Below are 18,601 nucleotides of genomic sequence, written 5' to 3'. Positions count from 1 at the left end.
GAAAATGATAAATGACATATAGAAAAAGAAGTTCTGTTATGCGGGGTGCCGCCTGATCAGAACTTCTTTTCCTTACATGTATGATAAGCCTCGTAGAATGCTTCTTTTTACAGTTTCTGCTCCTGCATCTTCATAGCGCGTACTTTAAGCGGCAGTCCGAACAGGTTAATGAATCCTTCCGCGTCGTGATGATCGTATAATTCTCCGGTCGTAAAGCTTGCCAGTGATTCGCTGTACAGTGAATATGGAGAAGTTGTGCCTGCTTTGATGATATTTCCTTTATACAGTTTAAACTTTACTTCGCCGGTTACATACTGCTGCGTTACATCCACAAAAGCCTGTATTGCTTCGCGAAGAGGGGTAAACCATTTTCCTTCATATACGATCTGGGCAAATTTGTTACCCATGTCTTTTTTAACTTCATAGGTGGCACGATCCAGTACGAGTTCCTCCAGCTGGTCATGAGCCTCCATCAGGATCGTTCCGCCGGGAGTCTCATAAACACCGCGTGACTTCATGCCGACTACACGGTTCTCTACGATATCTACAATGCCGATACCATGCTTTCCGCCGAGAACGTTAAGCTCTGTAATAATGTCGGACACCTTCATCTCTTTTCCATTCAGGCTCTTCGGTACGCCTGCCTCAAATGTCATTGTCACATATTCCCCTTCATCCGGTGCTTTTTCCGGGGAAACACCCAATACTAAAAGGTCGTCATAGTTAGGCTCGTTGGCCGGGTCTTCCAGTTCCAGTCCTTCGTGGCTGATGTGCCATAAATTCCTGTCACGGCTGTAACTGTGTTTTGCATCGAACGGAAGATCAATTCCATGCTGATGGCAGTATTCGATCTCATCTTCACGGGACTGCATGGTCCAGACGTCTGTCATACGCCATGGTGCGATGATCTTAAGATCCGGAGCAAGTGCCTTGATCCCAAGCTCAAAACGGATCTGGTCGTTGCCTTTTCCGGTTGCGCCGTGGCAGATAGCGGTAGCCCCTTCCTTGCGCGCAATCTCGACAAGCCTCTTTGCGATAACAGGACGAGCCATGGAAGTTCCAAGTAAATACTTATTCTCGTATACGGCGCCCGCCTTGACGCACGGCATAATATATTCGTCACAGAATTCATCGATGATGTTCTCTATGTATAATTTAGAAGCGCCTGATAACTTAGATCTTTCTTCCAGTCCGTCCAGTTCTTCTCCCTGACCGCAGTCGATACAGCAGCAGATAACCTCATAATCAAAATTCTCTTTTAACCAAGGTATGATTGCGGTAGTGTCGAGCCCGCCTGAATACGCTAATACAACTTTTTCTTTACTCATTTCATTTGCCTCCTAATGTATCTTGTTATATTATTGTTCACTTAATTTTTGTGATGCCCTTGTTTAAGCTAAAACATACTATACACCATATTTTATAATTATGCAATAGAAAACGGAAAAAAATTAAATATATACACTAAATACAAATAAATATGCATTAAACCGATGTGAATATGCATATTTTATGCATAACATGCCTTTCTGGAGCATGAAAATGAATATATTTATTTGTAACCTTTTTCAGCACCTGAAGGTCTAACTAATGTAAAATAAAAAAGAATGCGGGAAGTCTTCTTTGCCGGAAAGGAAAAGGTGAACAGATGGATGAAGAGATGAGGATCTCAAAGCTTGCGAAAAAGGCGGTGCGGGGAAATGCCGATGCCTATGGGCAGCTGATAACAAAATATCAGGAATATCTGTATAAAATGGCTTTTCTCTACATGAAAAACCAGCAGGATGCTCTTGATGTGGTGGGAACTACTATATTAAAGGGGTTTCAGAACATTAAAACACTGAAGAATCCGGAATGGTTTAAAACATGGATAACCAGAATTCTAATTAATACAGCAAATGATGAGTTGAAAAAGATTGTTTACTTCAGTGATATAGAGGAAGTCCGGATATCAAAACAGGATAAGGGTGTATCATTGGAGGAAAAGTGCGACCTGGAAAATGCCGTGAACCGTTTGCCGGAAAAATACAGGGTGGTTATAATCCTGAAGTATTATAGCGGATTTTCTGTAAATGAAATTGCATACGCCATAGAGGTGCCGGTGGGAACGGTAAAGGCTTATTTGAGCAGAGGACGTGATGAGTTGAAAAAATATTTAAAGGAGGATTATTTGTATGCAGATCACATTTAACAACATCGAAGTGCCGGAAGAAGAGTTAAAAGCTGTAGTAGAGAAAAATATGGAGCAGATACAGAAACAGTGCCGTAGAAAAAAAGTCCGGAGAATCCTGACAGGATGCAGTGCTGCAGTGATTTTGGCTGCGGCAGGCATAGGCTTTTGTGCCATGAATCCGGTTCTGGCGGAACAGATTCCACTGATTGGACATTTATTTGAAAGGGTGGAAGATAAGCAGATATACTCTGGAGAACTCAGCAAGGATGCGGAGCCGGTCCGCGATGGCAATGTCAGCGAGTCCGGTGGGATCAAGATGACTTTATCAGAAATATACTGCAATACAGAAGCAATCAATATATCGGTGCTGGTCGAATCCGAAACGCCGTTTCCGGAAATCAAACATGATGCAGACCAGACCGCCGGGGACAGGACAATCAGCTATCAGTATCTGGATCTGGCAGAGAATTTTGACTTCATGCCGGAGGGGCTGCAGGATTCCGTACAAGTGAACGGGGAGTATCTGGACGACCATACTTTTGCCGGTGCTTTCAGAATTGATTTTAATCTGGGAGACCTGAGCCAAGTAGTAATACCCGATACCTTCCATCTGGATCTATCAGTAAGCGCAATTCATATACAGAGCAATTCACTTGAAAAAGAGGCCAGCCATCTGTCCGGGGACACACCCTGGGAATTTTCCGTAGATGTATCTAAGGATAGTGACCAGACCGTGACAAAAGAAATCAACCAATACGCGCCAAATGGTTCGGGAATCGCAACGGTCTCGAAAACACCATACGAAATCATTCTCAATGGCATATTCAGCGAAGAACATAAAGTAACTGACGAACGGCTGCAGATGGTTATTCTGGACGCAGACGGAAAATATATGCCGGACAAAGGCGGATTTATGTTGCCGATTAATGGCCATAACGTATCAAAAATAACAGTATATTACTATCCAGCGGCATCCGAGGAAGAATTCGTGGCAATCCAGGAACGGTACCGCGATGATGACTTCGAACAATTCATAAAAACCAAATCCACCTTCCAAATTCAAGTTGATTTTCAGGAGTGAGTGTGTGATTGGAAGTGGCGACGTCCCCCGATATAAGGGTGCTTGGAGGCATGGAATGGCTGGAGTATGGTAAAAAAGAGGGAAAACAGGGGCAGCCCTGTTTTTCCTCTTTTTTACCATACTCCAATTAGGCAGAGGTGATCTTCTAAACAAAATTAACTGACGGTTAACTTTATTCATAGAAATTAACAAGCGGTCTGTTGTGAGAGTGTAGTTGTTCTGCTATGCTATAGGAGAAATAGGAAATACTATATTAATGAAAGTTTAGTTGTAGGAGGCGGATATGAAAATACACGATGTGATCCGGAGTAAGAGGAAGGAAATGGGGCTGACGCAGGAGGAGCTTGCCAGGTATATTGGGGTATCGGCTCCGGCGGTGAATAAATGGGAAAAGGGACTGAGTTATCCGGATATAACGCTGCTTCCTGTTTTGGCGGCATACTTTAATCTTAGTGTCGATGATCTGATTGGGTATGAGCCTCAATTGGTGAAGGAGGATATTAAGAAGCTGTACCGCAGGCTTGCGGACAGATTTGTAAATGATCCATTTGAGGAGGTTAAGGCAGAGTGCGATGGATATATCAAAAAGTATTATTCCTGTTTCCCGCTGCTTTTGCAGATGGCAATTCTTTTAATGAATCATTATCACCTGGCGGAAAAACCACAGGAGGTTATGAATGATATCACGGAACTGCTAGATCGCATAACTGAGGAGAGCAAGGATGTACATCTCGCCAAAAATGCGGCAATGCTGAAATGTGGCTGCCATCTTATGGAGAGACAGCCGGAGGAGATTCTGGATATACTGGGGGAAGAGATTCTGCCGGTCTCACAGGAAGCGGAAATGCAGGCACAGGCATATCAGTTAAGGGGAAACCTGGATAAAGCTGCGCAGGCTGTACAGATTTCGATGTACCAGCATTTGCTGTATCTGATCGGGGATGCATCCATGCATATTGCATGGCAGCAGGAAGCGTCCGGGAAAACGGAAGAGATCATAAGGCGTACATTGGCAGTAGCAGACATATTCCATATGGATTATCTTCATTTTAACACCATTGTCCAGGTGTACCTTGCATCCGCCCAGTATTACTGTATTACAGCAAACCCGGAAGAAGCCGTAAAAATGCTGGAACGCTATACCGACTGTGTGTATATGCAGGAAACACCGATCAAATTACATGGAGATGACTATTTTGATAAAGTGGACGGCTGGCTGTCAGATCTTGCGCTTGGAAAAGATGCTCCCCGAGGTGATGCGGCCATCCGACAGAGCATTTATCAGGCAGTAGAGGCAAACCCATTGTTTTCATGCCTGAGTGATAATCCACATTATAAGCGGATTATGAAAAGACTGGAGGAATTCAGCAGGGGCAGATGATAAAGGGCTGGAGACGGCCTTAAGACGGTAACTGTGCAGTACCTCGCTTTTGGCAGGCAGCGGGGGAGATTAAGACAGTTCATGAGTACCATGGTGTCTTGGTTTTGTAGCGGCATGGACAGGAAGAACGAAGAATAACAACAAAAAAGGAGTAAAAAGATGAATACTTTATATGAATATTTTCCGATTTTGCTTCCGGTGATTATTATAGAACTGATTTTAATGGTGACGGCTCTGATTCATGTGCTGCGCCATCCAAATTACCGGTTTGGCAATCGGGTGGTCTGGATCGTAATCGTGGTGTTTATTCAGATTGCGGGTCCTATTGTTTATTTCTTATTTGGAAGAGGGGATGACGAATGAATGTACTGGAAATTAACGGCTTGAAGAAAAAATTTGGTTCCCATCAGGTTCTCGGAGGATTATCAATTGCAGTGCCGGAACACTCGGTTTTTGGATTTCTGGGCAAAAACGGAGCGGGAAAAACTACTACGATGAAAATCGTGCTTGGCCTGCTGCAATCGGACGGCGGAGAGGTTCATGTGCTTGGAGAAAAGTCTGTATATGGGGAGAACGCGGCAAACCGTTTTATCGGGTATCTTCCTGATGTTCCGGAATTCTACAGCTATATGACGCCAGTGGAATACTTAAGACTTTGTGGACAAATAACCGGGATGAAAGAGAAACAGATCCGGCTCAAGACAGAAGAACTTCTGGAGCTTGTAGGTCTGAAGGGCGTTAAAAAGAGAATCGGCGGATTTTCCAGGGGCATGAAGCAGCGTCTTGGAATCGCCCAGGCTTTGTTCAACGAGCCGAAGCTGCTGATCTGTGATGAACCGACGTCTGCACTGGATCCGGTTGGACGGCGGGAAGTGCTGGATATTATGGAGCAGGTCCAAGACAAGACGACCGTGATCTTTTCTACCCATGTACTGACGGATGTCGAAAGAATCTGCGACAGGGTAGCAGTCTTGAACAACGGAAGGACAGTCATGGAAGGCAGGTTGGATGAAATTCGGGAAATGCACCGTAAAAATGCGCTGCTGATCGAATTTGAGAGAAAAGAAAGTCTGCAGAGGTTTACACATGAGACAGCTTTCAAAAAACTGCTTGCTTCGTCAAGGCAGGAGGGCAGTCAGATTATCATAGAGGCGGCAGACATTGAGCAGGCCGAGTCCGAGCTTATCCGAGGGCTGAATGAGACCCAGATCATGCCCTCCAGGATGGAAATATTGGAGCCGTCATTGGAAGGACTGTTTATGGAGGCAATACAATGAAAGCATATATGGCATTTACGAGAAAAGAATTTACAGAGTTTACAAGAACATATAAACTGATGATTCTGGGCCTGGTATTTTTATTTTTTGGAATCATGAGCCCTCTGGCAGCAAAATACATGCCTGAAATCATCAGTGAGTTCATGCCTGCCGGGATGGAGATTGCACTTACCACCCCAACGGCGCTGGACGCCTGGATGCAGTTCTTCAAAAACGTATCACAGCTGGGCCTGTTGGTGGCAGTCATTCTCTTTGGAGGCATCATGTCCTCAGAGTATTCCAGGGGCACACTAATCCACATGCTGACAAAAGGCCTGCCCAGAAGAACCGTAGTCCTGGCAAAGTTCACGGCAGCGTCCCTGCTCTGGACCGCAGCCTATCTGCTGTGTTTTGGAACAGCTTATGGATATACATGGTACTACTGGAGGGCCGATGCCGGCATGGAAGGCCTCTATGCGGCCATTGCAGCGACATGGCTGTACGGAATCTTCCTGCTGTCCATAACAATCCTGGGCAGCGTCCTGTTCAGGAATTCCTACGGATGCCTCCTGTTTACAGGAATAGCAGTTGTTCTCCAGATCCTGCTGAACATGATCCCAAAGATAAAAGAATTCAACCCTATGGAACTAATCACAGAAGGGACACCGCTGCTGCAGGGACAGGTCGAGTCTACCCTCTTTCTGAAACCCACGGTCGTGGGATGCATAGGAACCCTCATCTGTGTCACACTGTCCTGTATCATCTTCAATAAGAAGAAGCTTTAGACGGAGTAAGCGGTTTTTACTCGAATGGGGGCGCTGCGAGGAATCGCGACAGGGCTCTTTTGGATACGGAATTGAGGTGTAACAGCTGCTAATCAAAATAAAAGCAAACATATGAATTGACCGCAGGCCCGGTGGCTCTGCGGTCTGTGTACTTTTTTGGATGATGCGGCTGTTACACCGCAAAAGACACTTCTAAAAAAGCCCTATCACGATTCTTTACAGTTGGACTCATTCAATCGGGAGAAATAATGTTCCCCGCCTGGAAAGCTGATAACAGCGGATCCGAACCGGATTCTCAGCCATTTTTATCCTCCTTTTCCATTTTAAAGGATGGAAAAAGGGAAGGAGACGTAGTATAATCTGTTTATCTATATTTTTTTATATATTAAACAAGATTAGCGGCAGTGGCGGGCGGAGAAAAAATCGGTATCGCCCATTGACATAAGGCCAATTTACGCATCTATATAAGATGCCGTCGTACTCTGCGAAATTACCGAGAGTAGATTGAAACAAGGAGACTGGAAGATGATTTTTTTTAATTCTGACTACACGGAAGGTGCTCATCCAAAGGTGATGGACAGGCTTTTAGAGACAAATTTGGTGCAGACGGATGGGTATGGGGAAGATCCGTACTGCATGCGGGCAAGGGAGATTATACGGAGGCTTTGTGGGAATGATACACTGGATATTCATTTTCTGGTTGGGGGGACACAGACGAATCTTACCGTTATTTCGGCTGCACTGCGGCCGCATCAGGGGGTTCTGGCGGCGGAAACCGGGCATGTTAATGTGCATGAGACAGGGGCAATTGAATCCTGCGGGCATAAAGTGCTGGCGATTCCCTCAGCGGATGGGAAGATTACGGCACAGCAGGTGGAGGAGGCCTATAAAGGGCATATAGAAGATGACAGTTTCGAACATTGTGTCCAGCCTAAGATGGTATATATCTCTAATCCAACGGAAATGGGTACGCTGTATACAAGAGCGGAGCTGGAACTTCTGGCCGGTGTGTGCAGGAAGAATGGGCTGTATTTGTATATGGATGGGGCAAGATTAGGATACGGGCTTTCTGCTGCAGGCAATGAACTGGATCTGAAAACGATTGCCGGGCTGTGCGATGTATTTTACATTGGAGGAACAAAAGTGGGCGCTTTGTTCGGGGAAGCCGTGGTGATTGCCAACCCGGGCCTGAAGGAGGATTTCCGCTACATTATGAAACAGAAGGGTGCGCTGCTGGCAAAGGGCAGACTTTTGGGATTGCAGTTCCAGGCGCTTCTGGAAGACGGACTCTATTTTACAATCGGAAAGCGGGCTAACAAACTGGCGGACGAGATACGCAATGCCTGCAGGAGTGCTGGGTACCCGTTTCTGGTTGAAAATACAACCAATCAGGTGTTTGCGGTCATGCCGGATGAGAAGCTGGAACAATTGAAAGAGAAGTATGTTTTTTGTTATCAGCAGAGGATAGACGATACGCACAGTGCCGTCAGGTTCTGCACCAGCTGGGCAACAATATCGGAGAACGTGAGAGCGCTTGCGGATGATATTTCAGGAAAAGGAGAATAAGGATGAAAGAGACAGATAATACAAAAGTATGGACCCGGAAGGAGATTATTCATGAGATTCTGGAATACTCGAAGGTGATTATTTTTGCCGTCGCGTTTTCTTTTCTGCTGAATAAGACTTTGATTACCAATGCGCAGGTTACATCTGGATCTATGGAGAATACGGTGATGACCGGAAGCCGTGTGTTTGTCAACCGCCAGGCTTATCTGTTCCAGGAACCGCAGAGAGGCGACATCATTTCTTTTTACTATCCGGATGATGGGGAGACGGAGTATATGAAGCGGATTGTCGGATTGCCGGGAGAAAAGATTGAGGGCAGAGACGGCGCCGTTTATATCGATGGGGTTATGTTGGAAGAACCCTATATACGGGAAGTATCCTATGAGGATTTTGGCCCCTATGAGATCCCGAAGGACACTTATTTTATGATGGGGGATAACCGCACCAATTCCTGGGATTCCAGATACTGGCTGAACAAGTTCCTTCACAGAGACGCTATCATTGGAAAAGCGGAATTTGAATACTATCCTGAGATAAAATCATTTCACTGATAGAAAAACTTGGCGTTCCGACTGGAAAACTGCCGCAGGTGGGCAGATAAATAAGAGCTTTGATGCGGAAAGGAAATAGTATGCAGGTATACTTTGATACATCTATCGGGCTGTCAAAAAAGGGAAGACCATGTAAGGTCCGGCAGGATACAGATGCTGTATTTACAGAGGGGGGACTGACGCGCTGTGTCCCCACAGTATACTGCTTTAAACAGGGGATTATTTTTGACATTCTCACGGTAGTAGAAGAGACGGACATGGTTGAATATTTTGAAAAATATAAAGGCTGGGAGAAAATAGCAGATTCGCTCTCCGATACGCAGGTACAGAAGATCATGCAGGAGAATCCGTATCAGAATGTGGCCATAAAGGGAATCTGGCTGAATGGAGAAAAGGAACAGGATATATCCTTTTGCAGTACGGGATATCTGCCTTTAGTCCGGGAGGAAAAGTCACGCAGCATGATCCGGGTAATCAGGGCGGCTTATTCCGATTATCTGGCAGAGGGAGCGTGTTTTTTCTGTCAGCGCGTTTGTGTAAAGACAAAGCAGGATTTCACTGCCTGCACACTAAGCAGTATCAGGCTGGAGGTGGACAGGAAGCATAAGATCTATGTTCTGGACGAGGAGACGTCGGCGGCTCCGGGAGAGGAGGGGTGTATGCAGTTCATCCACCCCCTGACCCATGTCAGACACAGGGTCTATATTTATGATGCAAAGAAACTGGATGCTCCGGGAGTATTCGACGGCAGGCTGGAGTATTCCCTTGCAACGGCAGAGATCGTGCCCGGTTTGAGAAAAGATGAGCAGTTGAAGTTTGGCGCATCAATGTCCTGTATGGCTTCAGGTAAGAAGAAAGGAGCGGTGTCCATTGTCGGCGGCCAGTCCGGGCCGGTATCCGTATTTTTTGCCGGCAGGAAGACGGAACAGAAAAGCCGGTACGGTGGTGATATGCAGCCCTGCTTTTCTAAGCCTTACTGGAAAGAGGAACGGGAATCCATGTCCGGTAAGTTCTGCTTAACAGGGCTGGAATGCCTTGTGGAAGAAGAGCAGATTATTGATCTGTTCCCGGACGAGCGGCCTGACGGTCAGGAAAGAAGAGGAGGAAGCGTATGAAAGTATTAGTGGTTATCGATATGCAGAATGATTTTATAGCCGGCGCACTGGGAACTGTGGAGGCGCAGGCCATCGTGCCTAAAGTGACAGAGAAGATCAGGGGATTTGAAGGCAGGATCCTGGCAACCAGAGACACCCACGAGGAGGGGTATCTGGACACGCAGGAAGGGGAAAAGCTTCCGGTTATACATTGTATCCGGAATTCACCAGGCTGGCAGATCCATCCGGAGATCGCCGCGCTGCTCACGGAGCAGCCGGTTGATAAGCCAACATTCGGCAGCGTAGGGCTGGGGCAGCTGCTGTCAGCTTATCATATATACCAGGAACCTATAGAGAGTATTACACTGATCGGTGTCTGCACAGATATCTGCGTGATATCCAATGCACTCCTCTTAAAGGCATACATGCCCGATGTTCCGGTGATCGTGGACGCATCCTGTTGTGCCGGGGTGACGCCGGATACGCACAGGCAGGCGCTGGAGGCTATGAAAGTGTGCCAGATTGATATCGTCAATGAATAGATGATTAATGAAAAGAAATGATAAGGAGAACCTGAATATGAACAATTTTCAATATTATACCCCAACTAAGGTTGTGTTTGGCCGGGGGGCGGAGGAAGAGACAGGAAATCTGATCCAGGCATATGGATGCACAAAGGTTCTTGTGCATTACGGCAGCGGGAGCGTGAAGAGGACAGGACTGCTGGAACGGATCTGCCGGTCTCTCTCGAGAAGGCTGGGATCGCATATACTATGCTGGGAGGCGTCGTACCCAACCCACACTTATCCCTTATATATGAAGGGATCGAACTGTGCAAAAAGGAAGGGGTTGACTTTATTCTGGCCGTAGGAGGCGGAAGCGTAATTGATTCGGCAAAGGCGATCGGATATGGTGTAGCGAATGAGGGGGATGTATGGGATTTTTATGACAGGAAGAGACAGGCGGAGGCGTGCCTGGCCGTAGGAGCCGTCCTCACCATTGCAGCGGCCGGATCGGAGATGAGCGACTCCTCCGTCATAACAAATGAAGAAGGCTGGATAAAACGGGGGTACAGCAGTCCTTACAGCAGGCCGCGTTTTGCAGTGATGAACCCGGAGCTGACAATGACGCTGCCGGAGTATCAGACCATGAGCGGCTGCGTAGATATCATGATGCATACGATGGAGCGCTATCTGAACCGCGCGGTGAATATGGATTTGACGGACGGCATCAGCGAACATTTGCTGCGCACGGTTATGAAACATGCAGCTATTCTTCAGAAGGATCCGGAGAATTATGAGTCTAGGGCGGAGGTGATGTGGGCAGGGAGCCTTTCCCACAATGGGCTGACCGGCTGCGGTACGGACGGCGGTGACTGGGCCTCCCACCAGATCGAGCATGAACTGGGCGGCATGTTTGACGTTGCACATGGCGCCGGACTGGCAGCAGTGTGGGGCAGCTGGGCAAGGTACGTCGTATCGGAAAGGCCCGGGCGGTTTGCAAAGCTTGCCGTAAATGTTATGGGAGCGGCTGACTGCGGAGACGATATGCAGACGGCTTTAAAGGGAATTGAGGCTATGGAGGCATTTTACCGTTCTATAAATATGCCTGCGTCTCTGAAGGAACTGGGGATAGACCCGACCGACGCACAGATGAAGGAGATGGCGGAAAAGTGTTGTTTCTGGGGGCGGCGGACCGTGGGATGCTTGAAGGCGCTGCATGCAGAAGATGTTTATAAGATATATAAAGAAGCACGGGTACGTAAATAATGTAATAGTCTAGGCGGCAAACCCGAACTGTTACGCATCCAGCTCATTGAAATCCGCCTGCGGCAAAGTGTGCTGTGCGCCAGTGGCGCACGTTTAGCACGGATCGAAGCGGAGACCTGGATGCCTGCAACTACCATGTTTTCGTACGGTCTGCGCAGTAAATGCGCAGACCTGTCTGTAGTGTTATCAAATAATATAACAACGAAAGAAGGCAGGAGGATGAGATGGGCAGAACAAGAAAAATCATACTTTGGATCTTAAGTGTTCTGAGCGGAGTGGGGATTGTAATCAGCGCGATCTGTATCTGGCTGCAGAATAAATTAAATGCCGCTGTGTCTGTGATTGGCAGATCCGATGGTCCGACGAGTATTTTTATAGCCGGAAGCGCACGGGATTTCACCGTTGTATATATGGCAGCGATTTTATTAATCCTGGTGACTGCCCTTACCTTCTGGCTGATTGGCGGGATTCCTATATGGGACAGAACAGAAGTCTTTTTTACGATGGATATGGGCGAGTTTGCAAGGGCGGAGAGGATACTAAGCGGCCATAAGATCCGTTACCGTTCAAAGATTGTGCGCCACACCACCAGGAATAATCAGATGCTGGGAAGAATCGGAGAAAATGAAAACTGCAACGCGACTTATGCAGTGTACACAGAAAAAAAGAATGCGGAGGAGGCAAAATACCATTTGAGTCAGGAAATGGGCCGTCAGGAGTAAATGGGAACTAGTCATATTTTAGCAGAAGAGATTGCCTGTGCGAGACAGGATGAGATGCCGGTTGAAAACCGGAGTTATATAGATGAGACAGTGACAGGAGCGGATATACACAAAGTAGAATTTGTGGCAGTAAAATTTGAAAAGTGCAGGTTTGTAGAATGCGACTTTACGGGGGCGGGCTTTTATCAGGCCCGCCTGGAAAAATGTGATTTTTCCAACTGTATATTCAGCGGAAGTTATTGGAAAGATACTAAGATTATCGAATGCAAAGGTAACGGCAGCAGATTTGACCTTGCTGTCTTTAAAAAAACGGGCTTACAGGATACACAGCTGAACATGGCTAATTTCGGGCAGAGCCTTTGGGAGAGCTGCTTTGCTCAGACGTGCAGTTTCCGGGAGGCTTTTTTTTCGGAGGTAAAACTAAAGAAGACCGGCTTTTCCAAATGTGATTTCACAAAGGTAGATTTTTTCAGAACCGGACTCAAGGGGATTGATTTTTCCGACAGTACCATTGAGGGCATCATGGTATCGGATAGTTACCGGGAAGTAGCAGGTATGAAGATCAACATGTTCCAGGCAGTGGAGATAGCAAAGCTACTGGGTGTAAAGATTGTATAACCAAAAGGTATTCCGTGTAACAGTTCAGGCCTGCCTGAACTGTTACGCATCCAGCCCATTAAAATTCACCTGCAGCATAACTGCAGAACATGAAATAACTGCAGAATAAGATATAACAGAGGAGCAAAGAGAGATGAAGATAGACCGACTGATTGGAATTTTATCCATCCTGCTTCAGCAGGAGAAGGTAACGGCCCCTTATCTGGCGGAAAAGTTTGAGGTATCCAGGCGGACGATCAACCGGGATATTGAGGCGCTGTGCCAGGCGGGCATTCCGCTTGTGACGACACAGGGAAGCGGGGGCGGTATCTCCATTATGGATGGGTACCGGATTGACAGGACGCTGCTTACTTCCTCGGATATGCAGGCCATTCTGGCCGGACTGAGAAGCCTGGACAGTGTGGCCGGAAGCAGCAGGTACCAGCAGCTGATGGAGAAACTGTCCGTGGGCAATTCAAGCGTGCTGAAATCAAATCAGCATATCGTGATTGATCTGTCCTCCTGGTATAAGGTGTCTCTGGCCCCGAAGATCGAACTGATCCAGTCTGCGATTGACAGAAAAGAGAAGATCCAGTTTGATTATTATGGCCCGGGCGGCGACAGCACCAGAGAAATTGAGCCGTATCTGCTTGTCTTCCAGTGGGCGTCCTGGTATGTCTGGGGATACTGCCTTGACAGGGAGGATTACCGGATGTTTAAGTTGAATCGGATACTGGAATTAAGAACCACAGGAGAGCGGTTCGAAGGGCGCAGCCTGCCTGAGTTCAGGATTGAGAATGAGGCGGTTTTTCCGGCACAGCTCCAGGTGAAGGCACTGTTTGACCCGTCCATGAAGTGGCGCCTGATTGAAGAATATGGGATCGACAGCTTCCAGGTGCAGCCCGACGGAATGCTGCTTTTTCAGTTTGGTTTTATGGATCAGGAAAGCGTGTTTGGCTGGCTTTTGAGCTTTGGTGACAGGGCTCAGCTTCTGGAACCGGTCGGACTCCGCAGGAAAATGCGGGAAATGCTTGGGAGAATGGCTGAAAAATATCGGGATTAAATGAAAATCAAATATGACATATAGGTGTCATGTTCCCTCTGGTAAACTCTTATTATCAATAAAAGGAAAGAGGAAGATAAACATGGAATATGAAATCTTAGATATGAAAGAAAAGATAGCAGCAGGACTGGCTGCCAGAACGAACAATGCGTCTCCAGATATGGGAAACGTGATCGGAGGGCTCTGGCAGCGTTTTTATGGGGAAGGAATCTATAACATGATTCCGGGAAAAACGGATGGCAAGGCACTGGGGATTTATTCAGAATATGAGGCTGATGAAAAGGGAGATTATACAATCACGGTGGCCTGTGAAACCGACGGGACAGGGGAATTGCCGGAGGGGACATTGGTTACTGTCATTCCGGCCGGGAAGTATGCCAGATTCATTGTAAAAGGAGAACTGCACGAGGCAGTGGCAAAGTTCTGGCAGAAGCTATGGGAAATAGATCTGCCCAGGACCTATGTCTGTGATTATGAGGAATACCAGAATAGTGATATGGAGCAGGCTGAAATTCATATGTATATAGGAGTGAAATAAAATGGCATCCAGTTTGGAATACGTAGAATATGTGGCCGGACAGATTGGCCAAGCAGGAAATATAAGTTATAAAAAGCTGTTTGGAGAGTATGGCCTTTGGTGCGACGGCAAATTTTTCGGGACAGTGGAGGACAACCAGTTTTATGTCAAGATGACGCAGGCAGGGCACGAAATGCTGCCGGATGCAGAACCTGCTGCTCCGCATGGTGGAACTCCGGGGATGTATCTGGTGGAAGATCTGGAGGATACCCGGTTTTTAAAAGAGCTGGTAAGTAGAACCTGTGAGGAACTGCCCCAACCAAAGCAAAAAACGGCGGGAAAGAAGGCAAGGAATCATGGATAAAGTGGATTATAAGAAATCTGAAAAAAAATTGTATTTTCCGAAGAAATCACCTTCTGTCATTGAGATACCTGAGATGGTATTTATCATGACGGATGGCAGAGGAAATCCAAACACATCGGAGAGTTATGCGCAGGCAATGGAGATTCTGTACGGCCTTTCCTATACGATCAAGATGAGCAAAATGAAGGGAAATCAGCCGGCAGGTTATTTTGAATATGTGGTGCCGCCTCTGGAAGGCCTGTGGAGTGTGGAAGGAGCGGAATTCGACGGATTGAATATCACGGACAAAGACAAGTTCTGCTGGACCTCCATGATACGACAGCCTGAATTTGTGACGGAAGAAGTATTTGAATGGGCCAGGGGTGAGCTTCAAAAAAAGAAGCCGGAACTGGACTTTTCCAACACCAGGCTGGAACGGTACAGGGAAGGACTATGCTGTCAGGTCATGCATTTTGGCCCCTATGATGATGAGCCTGCAACGATCGCAAAGATGGAAGAATATATCCGGGATAATGGATATATTACCGACATTACGGATCTGAGACGTCATCATGAGATCTATCTGGGTGACCCGAGAAAGACAAAACCAGAGAATTTAAAGACGGTAATCCGTCACCCGGTGAGGAAAAAATAGGAAAAATATTTGGGATCTATAACCAGTTAATGATTTTTGTGTTCACCTTGAAAATAGAATAGAGACGGCGATAGACTGGCGTTCATTTAGACTGCCTTCTAGTTTTGGAAACATGAGAAAATCCCCCAAATTCCTTGACAAATCAGGAAATGTGAGTAAAATAAAACAAAACAGGAGTAACTAACATACACACGAATGATTGGAGTTGTAGTGATGAAAGCAAAACATAACAGTCTTGACATCATGAATCAGTTTAATCAGACTCTGCCGCTTGCTGACAGCGTTGTTTTTATGCCGTGCGTTCCAAGTCCCCTTGGGGTATGCGCATAGTATAAAAATGAATAATGACAGTTAAGAGGATATCGTTGTGCTGATCGTTTGATATGGATAGAATGCAAAGGATGGGAGTATGGCAATAAGCTTCCATCCTTTTTCTGTAGAGTGCCTTAGGAGAACCGAATGAGGTTTCCGGGGCGGAAAAGCTTACAGGAAAGCCATCGAACGGGAGAGACGGAAGATATATCCGGCTCTCCTTTTTTATGATATAGGGAATTCCTTTGGAATTTCCTATATCATAAAAACCCTCCGGGGGATGCACACGCTGCGATATGGTAAATAGCCGCAAGGCGGCAACGCGGCGGCGCCAAAGTGTGCAAGCCCCTCTGAAGTGAGGTGGGTGGGGAGCGGAGGTGGGCTAGCACACTTTGTTATATATCAGGAACGTGCAGAGCACTCTCAAGAAGGAAAATGAGGAAGGTTAAACGCTATGGATAGAAAAGAAATTCTGCAAAATAAGAAAAGAATCGTAATAAAAGTAGGAACGACTACAATTACGTATGATGAAACTGGTAATATTAATCTTGATAAACTGGAGAAGTTTGTGAGGATACTGATTAACCTGCGCAACAAAGGAAGGGAGGTTATCGTGGTATCTTCCGGTGCGGTTGGAATCGGAAGAAATGTGCTGGGGCTGCAGCAGAAGCCGGAGAGCGAGGCTGCCAAGCAGGCATGCGCGGCGGTCGGGCAGGGAAGACTTATGATGATCTATGAAAAACTGTTTAACGAATACAGCCAGCTGACTGCACAGGTGCTTCTAACAAAGGAATCTATTACCAATGAGGAGTGCCGCAAGAACGCCCGCCAGACATTTGACGAACTGTTCCGTATGAAGGTAGTTCCTATTGTAAATGAAAATGATGCCATATCTGTGGATGAACTGTCATATGGTAACTTTGGAGACAATGACACACTTGCGGCATATGTGGCGAAGCTGGTGGATGCAGATCTGCTCATCCTGATGTCCGATATCGATGGACTTTATACCGATGACCCCAAGAAGAACCCGAATGCAAGATTCATCCATACAGTGGTGGGCATTGATGAGGAACTGGAGAAAATGGCAAAGGGTGCCTCCAATGATATGGGTACCGGCGGAATGGCAACAAAGATCGGAGCCGCAAAGATCGCTACCGCATCCGGTGCGGACATGGTGATCGCCAACGGCAGGAATATTTATACGATCAATGACATTATGGCCGGTAAGAAGATCGGTACCTTATTTTTATCCAGAGAGCACGGGATCGAACTAAAGAATGAATTGGCCCCGGAACGGGCACAATATCGCAGGCAGGCAAAAAAACAGAAGAAAGAGAATCAGAAAGAAGACGAGACAAAATCCATGTATCATATGGAACAGGAGACTATGGGAGTATCAATGAATCTGATAGGAGGCAGTTATGGGCAGTTATATGGAAACATTGGGTAACAGGGCAAAGGCAGCATCCCGGGAGGCAGCAGCGCTGGGAACAGAGGAAAAAAACCGTGGGCTTCTGTCTGTAGCAGAGGAATTATGCCAGGAGACAGAACGGCTTTTAGAGGAAAATGAAAAAGATGTCAGGGCAGCTGAAGAGAACGGAATGAAAAGTTCTCTGGTTGACCGTCTGCGCCTGACGGAGCAGAGAATTATGGATATGGCGGAAGGGCTGAGACAGATCGCGGCGCTGGAAGATCCGGTTGGTGAGGTGCTCTCTATGAAAAACAGGCCAAACGGCCTGCGTATCGGAAAAAAGAGAGTTCCGCTCGGTGTAATCGGGATTATATATGAATCTCGTCCAAACGTGACTGCGGATGCATTTGGACTGTGTTTTAAAACAGGGAATGCGGTCATACTTCGGGGAGGCAGTGATGCAATCAATTCGAATAAAGCAATCGTACATGCCGTAAAAGAGGGCCTCAGAAAAGAGAAGCTTCCCCAGGATCTGATCCTGTTGGTGGAGGATACAGGCCGGGAGACCGTCTATGAAATGATGAAGCTTCATGGATACATTGATGTGCTGATACCGAGAGGCGGCGCCGGGCTGATTGCCAGCGTCGTGCAGAACAGTACCGTGCCGGTGATAGAGACAGGCACCGGGAATTGTCATATTTATGTAGATGAGTGTGCGGATCTGAACATGGCCACAGACATTATCGAGAATGCAAAAACACAGCGCATGGGTGTATGCAATGCCTGTGAATCGCTAGTCATCCATGACCATGTGGCAGCCCAGGTGATCCCCATGATCGTAAACCGTTTAAAAATGCACGATGTGGAGATCAGAGGGGATGAGAAAGCATGCGGTTACAGTGCGGATATTATCCCCGCAGATGAGGAAGACTGGGGAACCGAATACCTGGACGCAGTGATTTCCATAAAAGTGGTAAACTCACTGGATGCTGCTATCCGGCATATCAATACTTATAACACAGGTCATTCCGAGTCTATTATAACAGAGTGCTATGACCACGCGCTTAAATTCCAGGATGAAATTGATGCAGCGGCTGTCTATGTAAATGCATCCACCAGATTTACCGATGGGTTTGAATTTGGTTTTGGGGCAGAGATAGGAATCAGTACACAGAAACTGCATGCGAGAGGGCCGATGGGGCTTGAGGCGCTGACAACAACAAAATATATTATATTTGGGAACGGACAGATTAGAAACTAAATCGGGATTTAGCAACGGGCTTTAGTCCCGGGGCGGATGGTATTGAATTGGTGTGGATTTG

Annotated in this window: 20 protein-coding genes and 1 pseudogene; 20 read left to right on the top strand and 1 reads right to left on the bottom strand. The window is 46.8% G+C overall.

All coding sequences use genetic code 11. The features are described from left to right. Positions 1-107 precede the first annotated feature (107 nt). On the bottom strand, positions 108-1,328 hold the full coding sequence (locus tag MWG26_RS12715; RefSeq protein ID WP_025657197.1) for an argininosuccinate synthase: 1,221 nt from the start codon (positions 1,326-1,328) through the stop codon (positions 108-110). A 320-nt stretch (positions 1,329-1,648) separates the two neighbouring features. Here MWG26_RS12715 and MWG26_RS12710 point away from each other — a divergent pair, with 320 nt between their 5' ends. The 20 genes and pseudogenes from MWG26_RS12710 (at position 1,649) to MWG26_RS12620 (ending at position 18,540) form a co-directional block, all read left to right on the top strand. Beyond that, on the top strand, positions 1,649-2,191 hold the full coding sequence (locus MWG26_RS12710; protein WP_025657198.1) for a sigma-70 family RNA polymerase sigma factor: 543 nt from the start codon (positions 1,649-1,651) through the stop codon (positions 2,189-2,191). Beyond that, a complete protein-coding gene (locus MWG26_RS12705) occupies positions 2,175-3,254 on the top strand; it encodes a DUF4179 domain-containing protein (protein ID WP_025657199.1) in 1,080 nt (359 codons plus the stop codon). The genes MWG26_RS12710 and MWG26_RS12705 overlap by 17 nt, the downstream gene beginning before the upstream one ends. Before the next feature lie 283 nt (positions 3,255-3,537). Next, positions 3,538-4,635 carry a helix-turn-helix domain-containing protein gene (locus MWG26_RS12700; protein ID WP_025657200.1) on the top strand — a complete coding sequence of 366 codons (1,098 nt, stop codon included), beginning with the start codon at positions 3,538-3,540 and terminating at the stop codon, positions 4,633-4,635. A 159-nt stretch (positions 4,636-4,794) separates the two neighbouring features. After that, complete coding sequence (locus tag MWG26_RS12695) at positions 4,795-4,998, top strand: PLDc N-terminal domain-containing protein (RefSeq protein WP_025657201.1); 204 nt, start codon at positions 4,795-4,797, stop codon at positions 4,996-4,998. Continuing rightward, a complete protein-coding gene (locus tag MWG26_RS12690) occupies positions 4,995-5,912 on the top strand; it encodes an ABC transporter ATP-binding protein (RefSeq protein WP_025657202.1) in 918 nt (305 codons plus the stop codon). Before MWG26_RS12695 ends, MWG26_RS12690 begins: the two co-directional genes overlap by 4 nt. After that, positions 5,909-6,676, top strand: a complete 768-nt coding sequence (locus tag MWG26_RS12685; protein ID WP_025657203.1) for an ABC transporter permease — start codon at positions 5,909-5,911, stop codon at positions 6,674-6,676. Before MWG26_RS12690 ends, MWG26_RS12685 begins: the two co-directional genes overlap by 4 nt. A 525-nt stretch (positions 6,677-7,201) precedes the next feature. Next, positions 7,202-8,242: a threonine aldolase family protein gene (locus MWG26_RS12680; protein WP_025657204.1), complete on the top strand. Its 1,041-nt coding sequence runs from the start codon at positions 7,202-7,204 to the stop codon at positions 8,240-8,242. Positions 8,243-8,244: 2 nt separating this feature from the next. Then, positions 8,245-8,793, top strand: a complete 549-nt coding sequence (lepB, locus tag MWG26_RS12675; protein ID WP_153921746.1) for a signal peptidase I — start codon at positions 8,245-8,247, stop codon at positions 8,791-8,793. A gap of 62 nt (positions 8,794-8,855) precedes the next feature. Continuing rightward, complete coding sequence (locus tag MWG26_RS12670) at positions 8,856-9,908, top strand: hypothetical protein (RefSeq protein WP_147324106.1); 1,053 nt, start codon at positions 8,856-8,858, stop codon at positions 9,906-9,908. After that, the gene (locus MWG26_RS12665; RefSeq protein ID WP_025657206.1) at positions 9,905-10,429 is read left to right on the top strand and encodes a cysteine hydrolase family protein; all 525 of its coding nucleotides are present in this window, start codon (positions 9,905-9,907) and stop codon (positions 10,427-10,429) included. Before MWG26_RS12670 ends, MWG26_RS12665 begins: the two co-directional genes overlap by 4 nt. Positions 10,430-10,466: 37 nt before the next feature. Beyond that, positions 10,467-11,656: pseudogene (locus MWG26_RS12660) on the top strand (iron-containing alcohol dehydrogenase). Between the two features lie 224 nt (positions 11,657-11,880). Then, positions 11,881-12,378 carry a hypothetical protein gene (locus MWG26_RS12655; RefSeq protein WP_025657208.1) on the top strand — a complete coding sequence of 166 codons (498 nt, stop codon included), beginning with the start codon at positions 11,881-11,883 and terminating at the stop codon, positions 12,376-12,378. Beyond that, positions 12,379-12,996 (top strand): pentapeptide repeat-containing protein, encoded by a 618-nt coding sequence (locus MWG26_RS12650; RefSeq protein WP_081733180.1) that lies wholly within the window; start codon positions 12,379-12,381, stop codon positions 12,994-12,996. It begins immediately after the preceding gene. 133 nt (positions 12,997-13,129) lie between these two features. After that, on the top strand, positions 13,130-14,038 hold the full coding sequence (locus MWG26_RS12645; RefSeq protein ID WP_025657210.1) for a helix-turn-helix transcriptional regulator: 909 nt from the start codon (positions 13,130-13,132) through the stop codon (positions 14,036-14,038). 82 nt (positions 14,039-14,120) lie between these two features. Beyond that, on the top strand, positions 14,121-14,576 hold the full coding sequence (locus tag MWG26_RS12640; protein WP_025657211.1) for a GyrI-like domain-containing protein: 456 nt from the start codon (positions 14,121-14,123) through the stop codon (positions 14,574-14,576). 1 nt (position 14,577) lies between these two features. Further along, a complete protein-coding gene (locus tag MWG26_RS12635; protein ID WP_025657212.1) occupies positions 14,578-14,919 on the top strand; it encodes a TfoX/Sxy family protein in 342 nt (113 codons plus the stop codon). Beyond that, positions 14,912-15,553 (top strand): GyrI-like domain-containing protein, encoded by a 642-nt coding sequence (locus MWG26_RS12630; protein WP_025657213.1) that lies wholly within the window; start codon positions 14,912-14,914, stop codon positions 15,551-15,553. Before MWG26_RS12635 ends, MWG26_RS12630 begins: the two co-directional genes overlap by 8 nt. A gap of 195 nt (positions 15,554-15,748) precedes the next feature. Then, positions 15,749-15,883 carry a hypothetical protein gene (locus MWG26_RS22735; RefSeq protein WP_276519061.1) on the top strand — a complete coding sequence of 45 codons (135 nt, stop codon included), beginning with the start codon at positions 15,749-15,751 and terminating at the stop codon, positions 15,881-15,883. A gap of 436 nt (positions 15,884-16,319) precedes the next feature. Beyond that, positions 16,320-17,318 carry a glutamate 5-kinase gene (gene proB, locus MWG26_RS12625; RefSeq protein WP_025657214.1) on the top strand — a complete coding sequence of 333 codons (999 nt, stop codon included), beginning with the start codon at positions 16,320-16,322 and terminating at the stop codon, positions 17,316-17,318. Next, entirely contained in the window at positions 17,290-18,540 is a 1,251-nt protein-coding gene (locus MWG26_RS12620; protein ID WP_025657215.1) for a glutamate-5-semialdehyde dehydrogenase, read from the top strand. Before proB ends, MWG26_RS12620 begins: the two co-directional genes overlap by 29 nt. The last annotated feature ends 61 nt before the right edge of the window (positions 18,541-18,601 follow it).

Source organism: Faecalicatena contorta (assembly GCF_022835095.1).
In the GTDB taxonomy this organism is placed as follows: Bacteria; Bacillota; Clostridia; order Lachnospirales; family Lachnospiraceae; genus Faecalicatena; species Faecalicatena contorta.
This window is presented reverse-complemented; position numbering and strand designations above follow the sequence as displayed.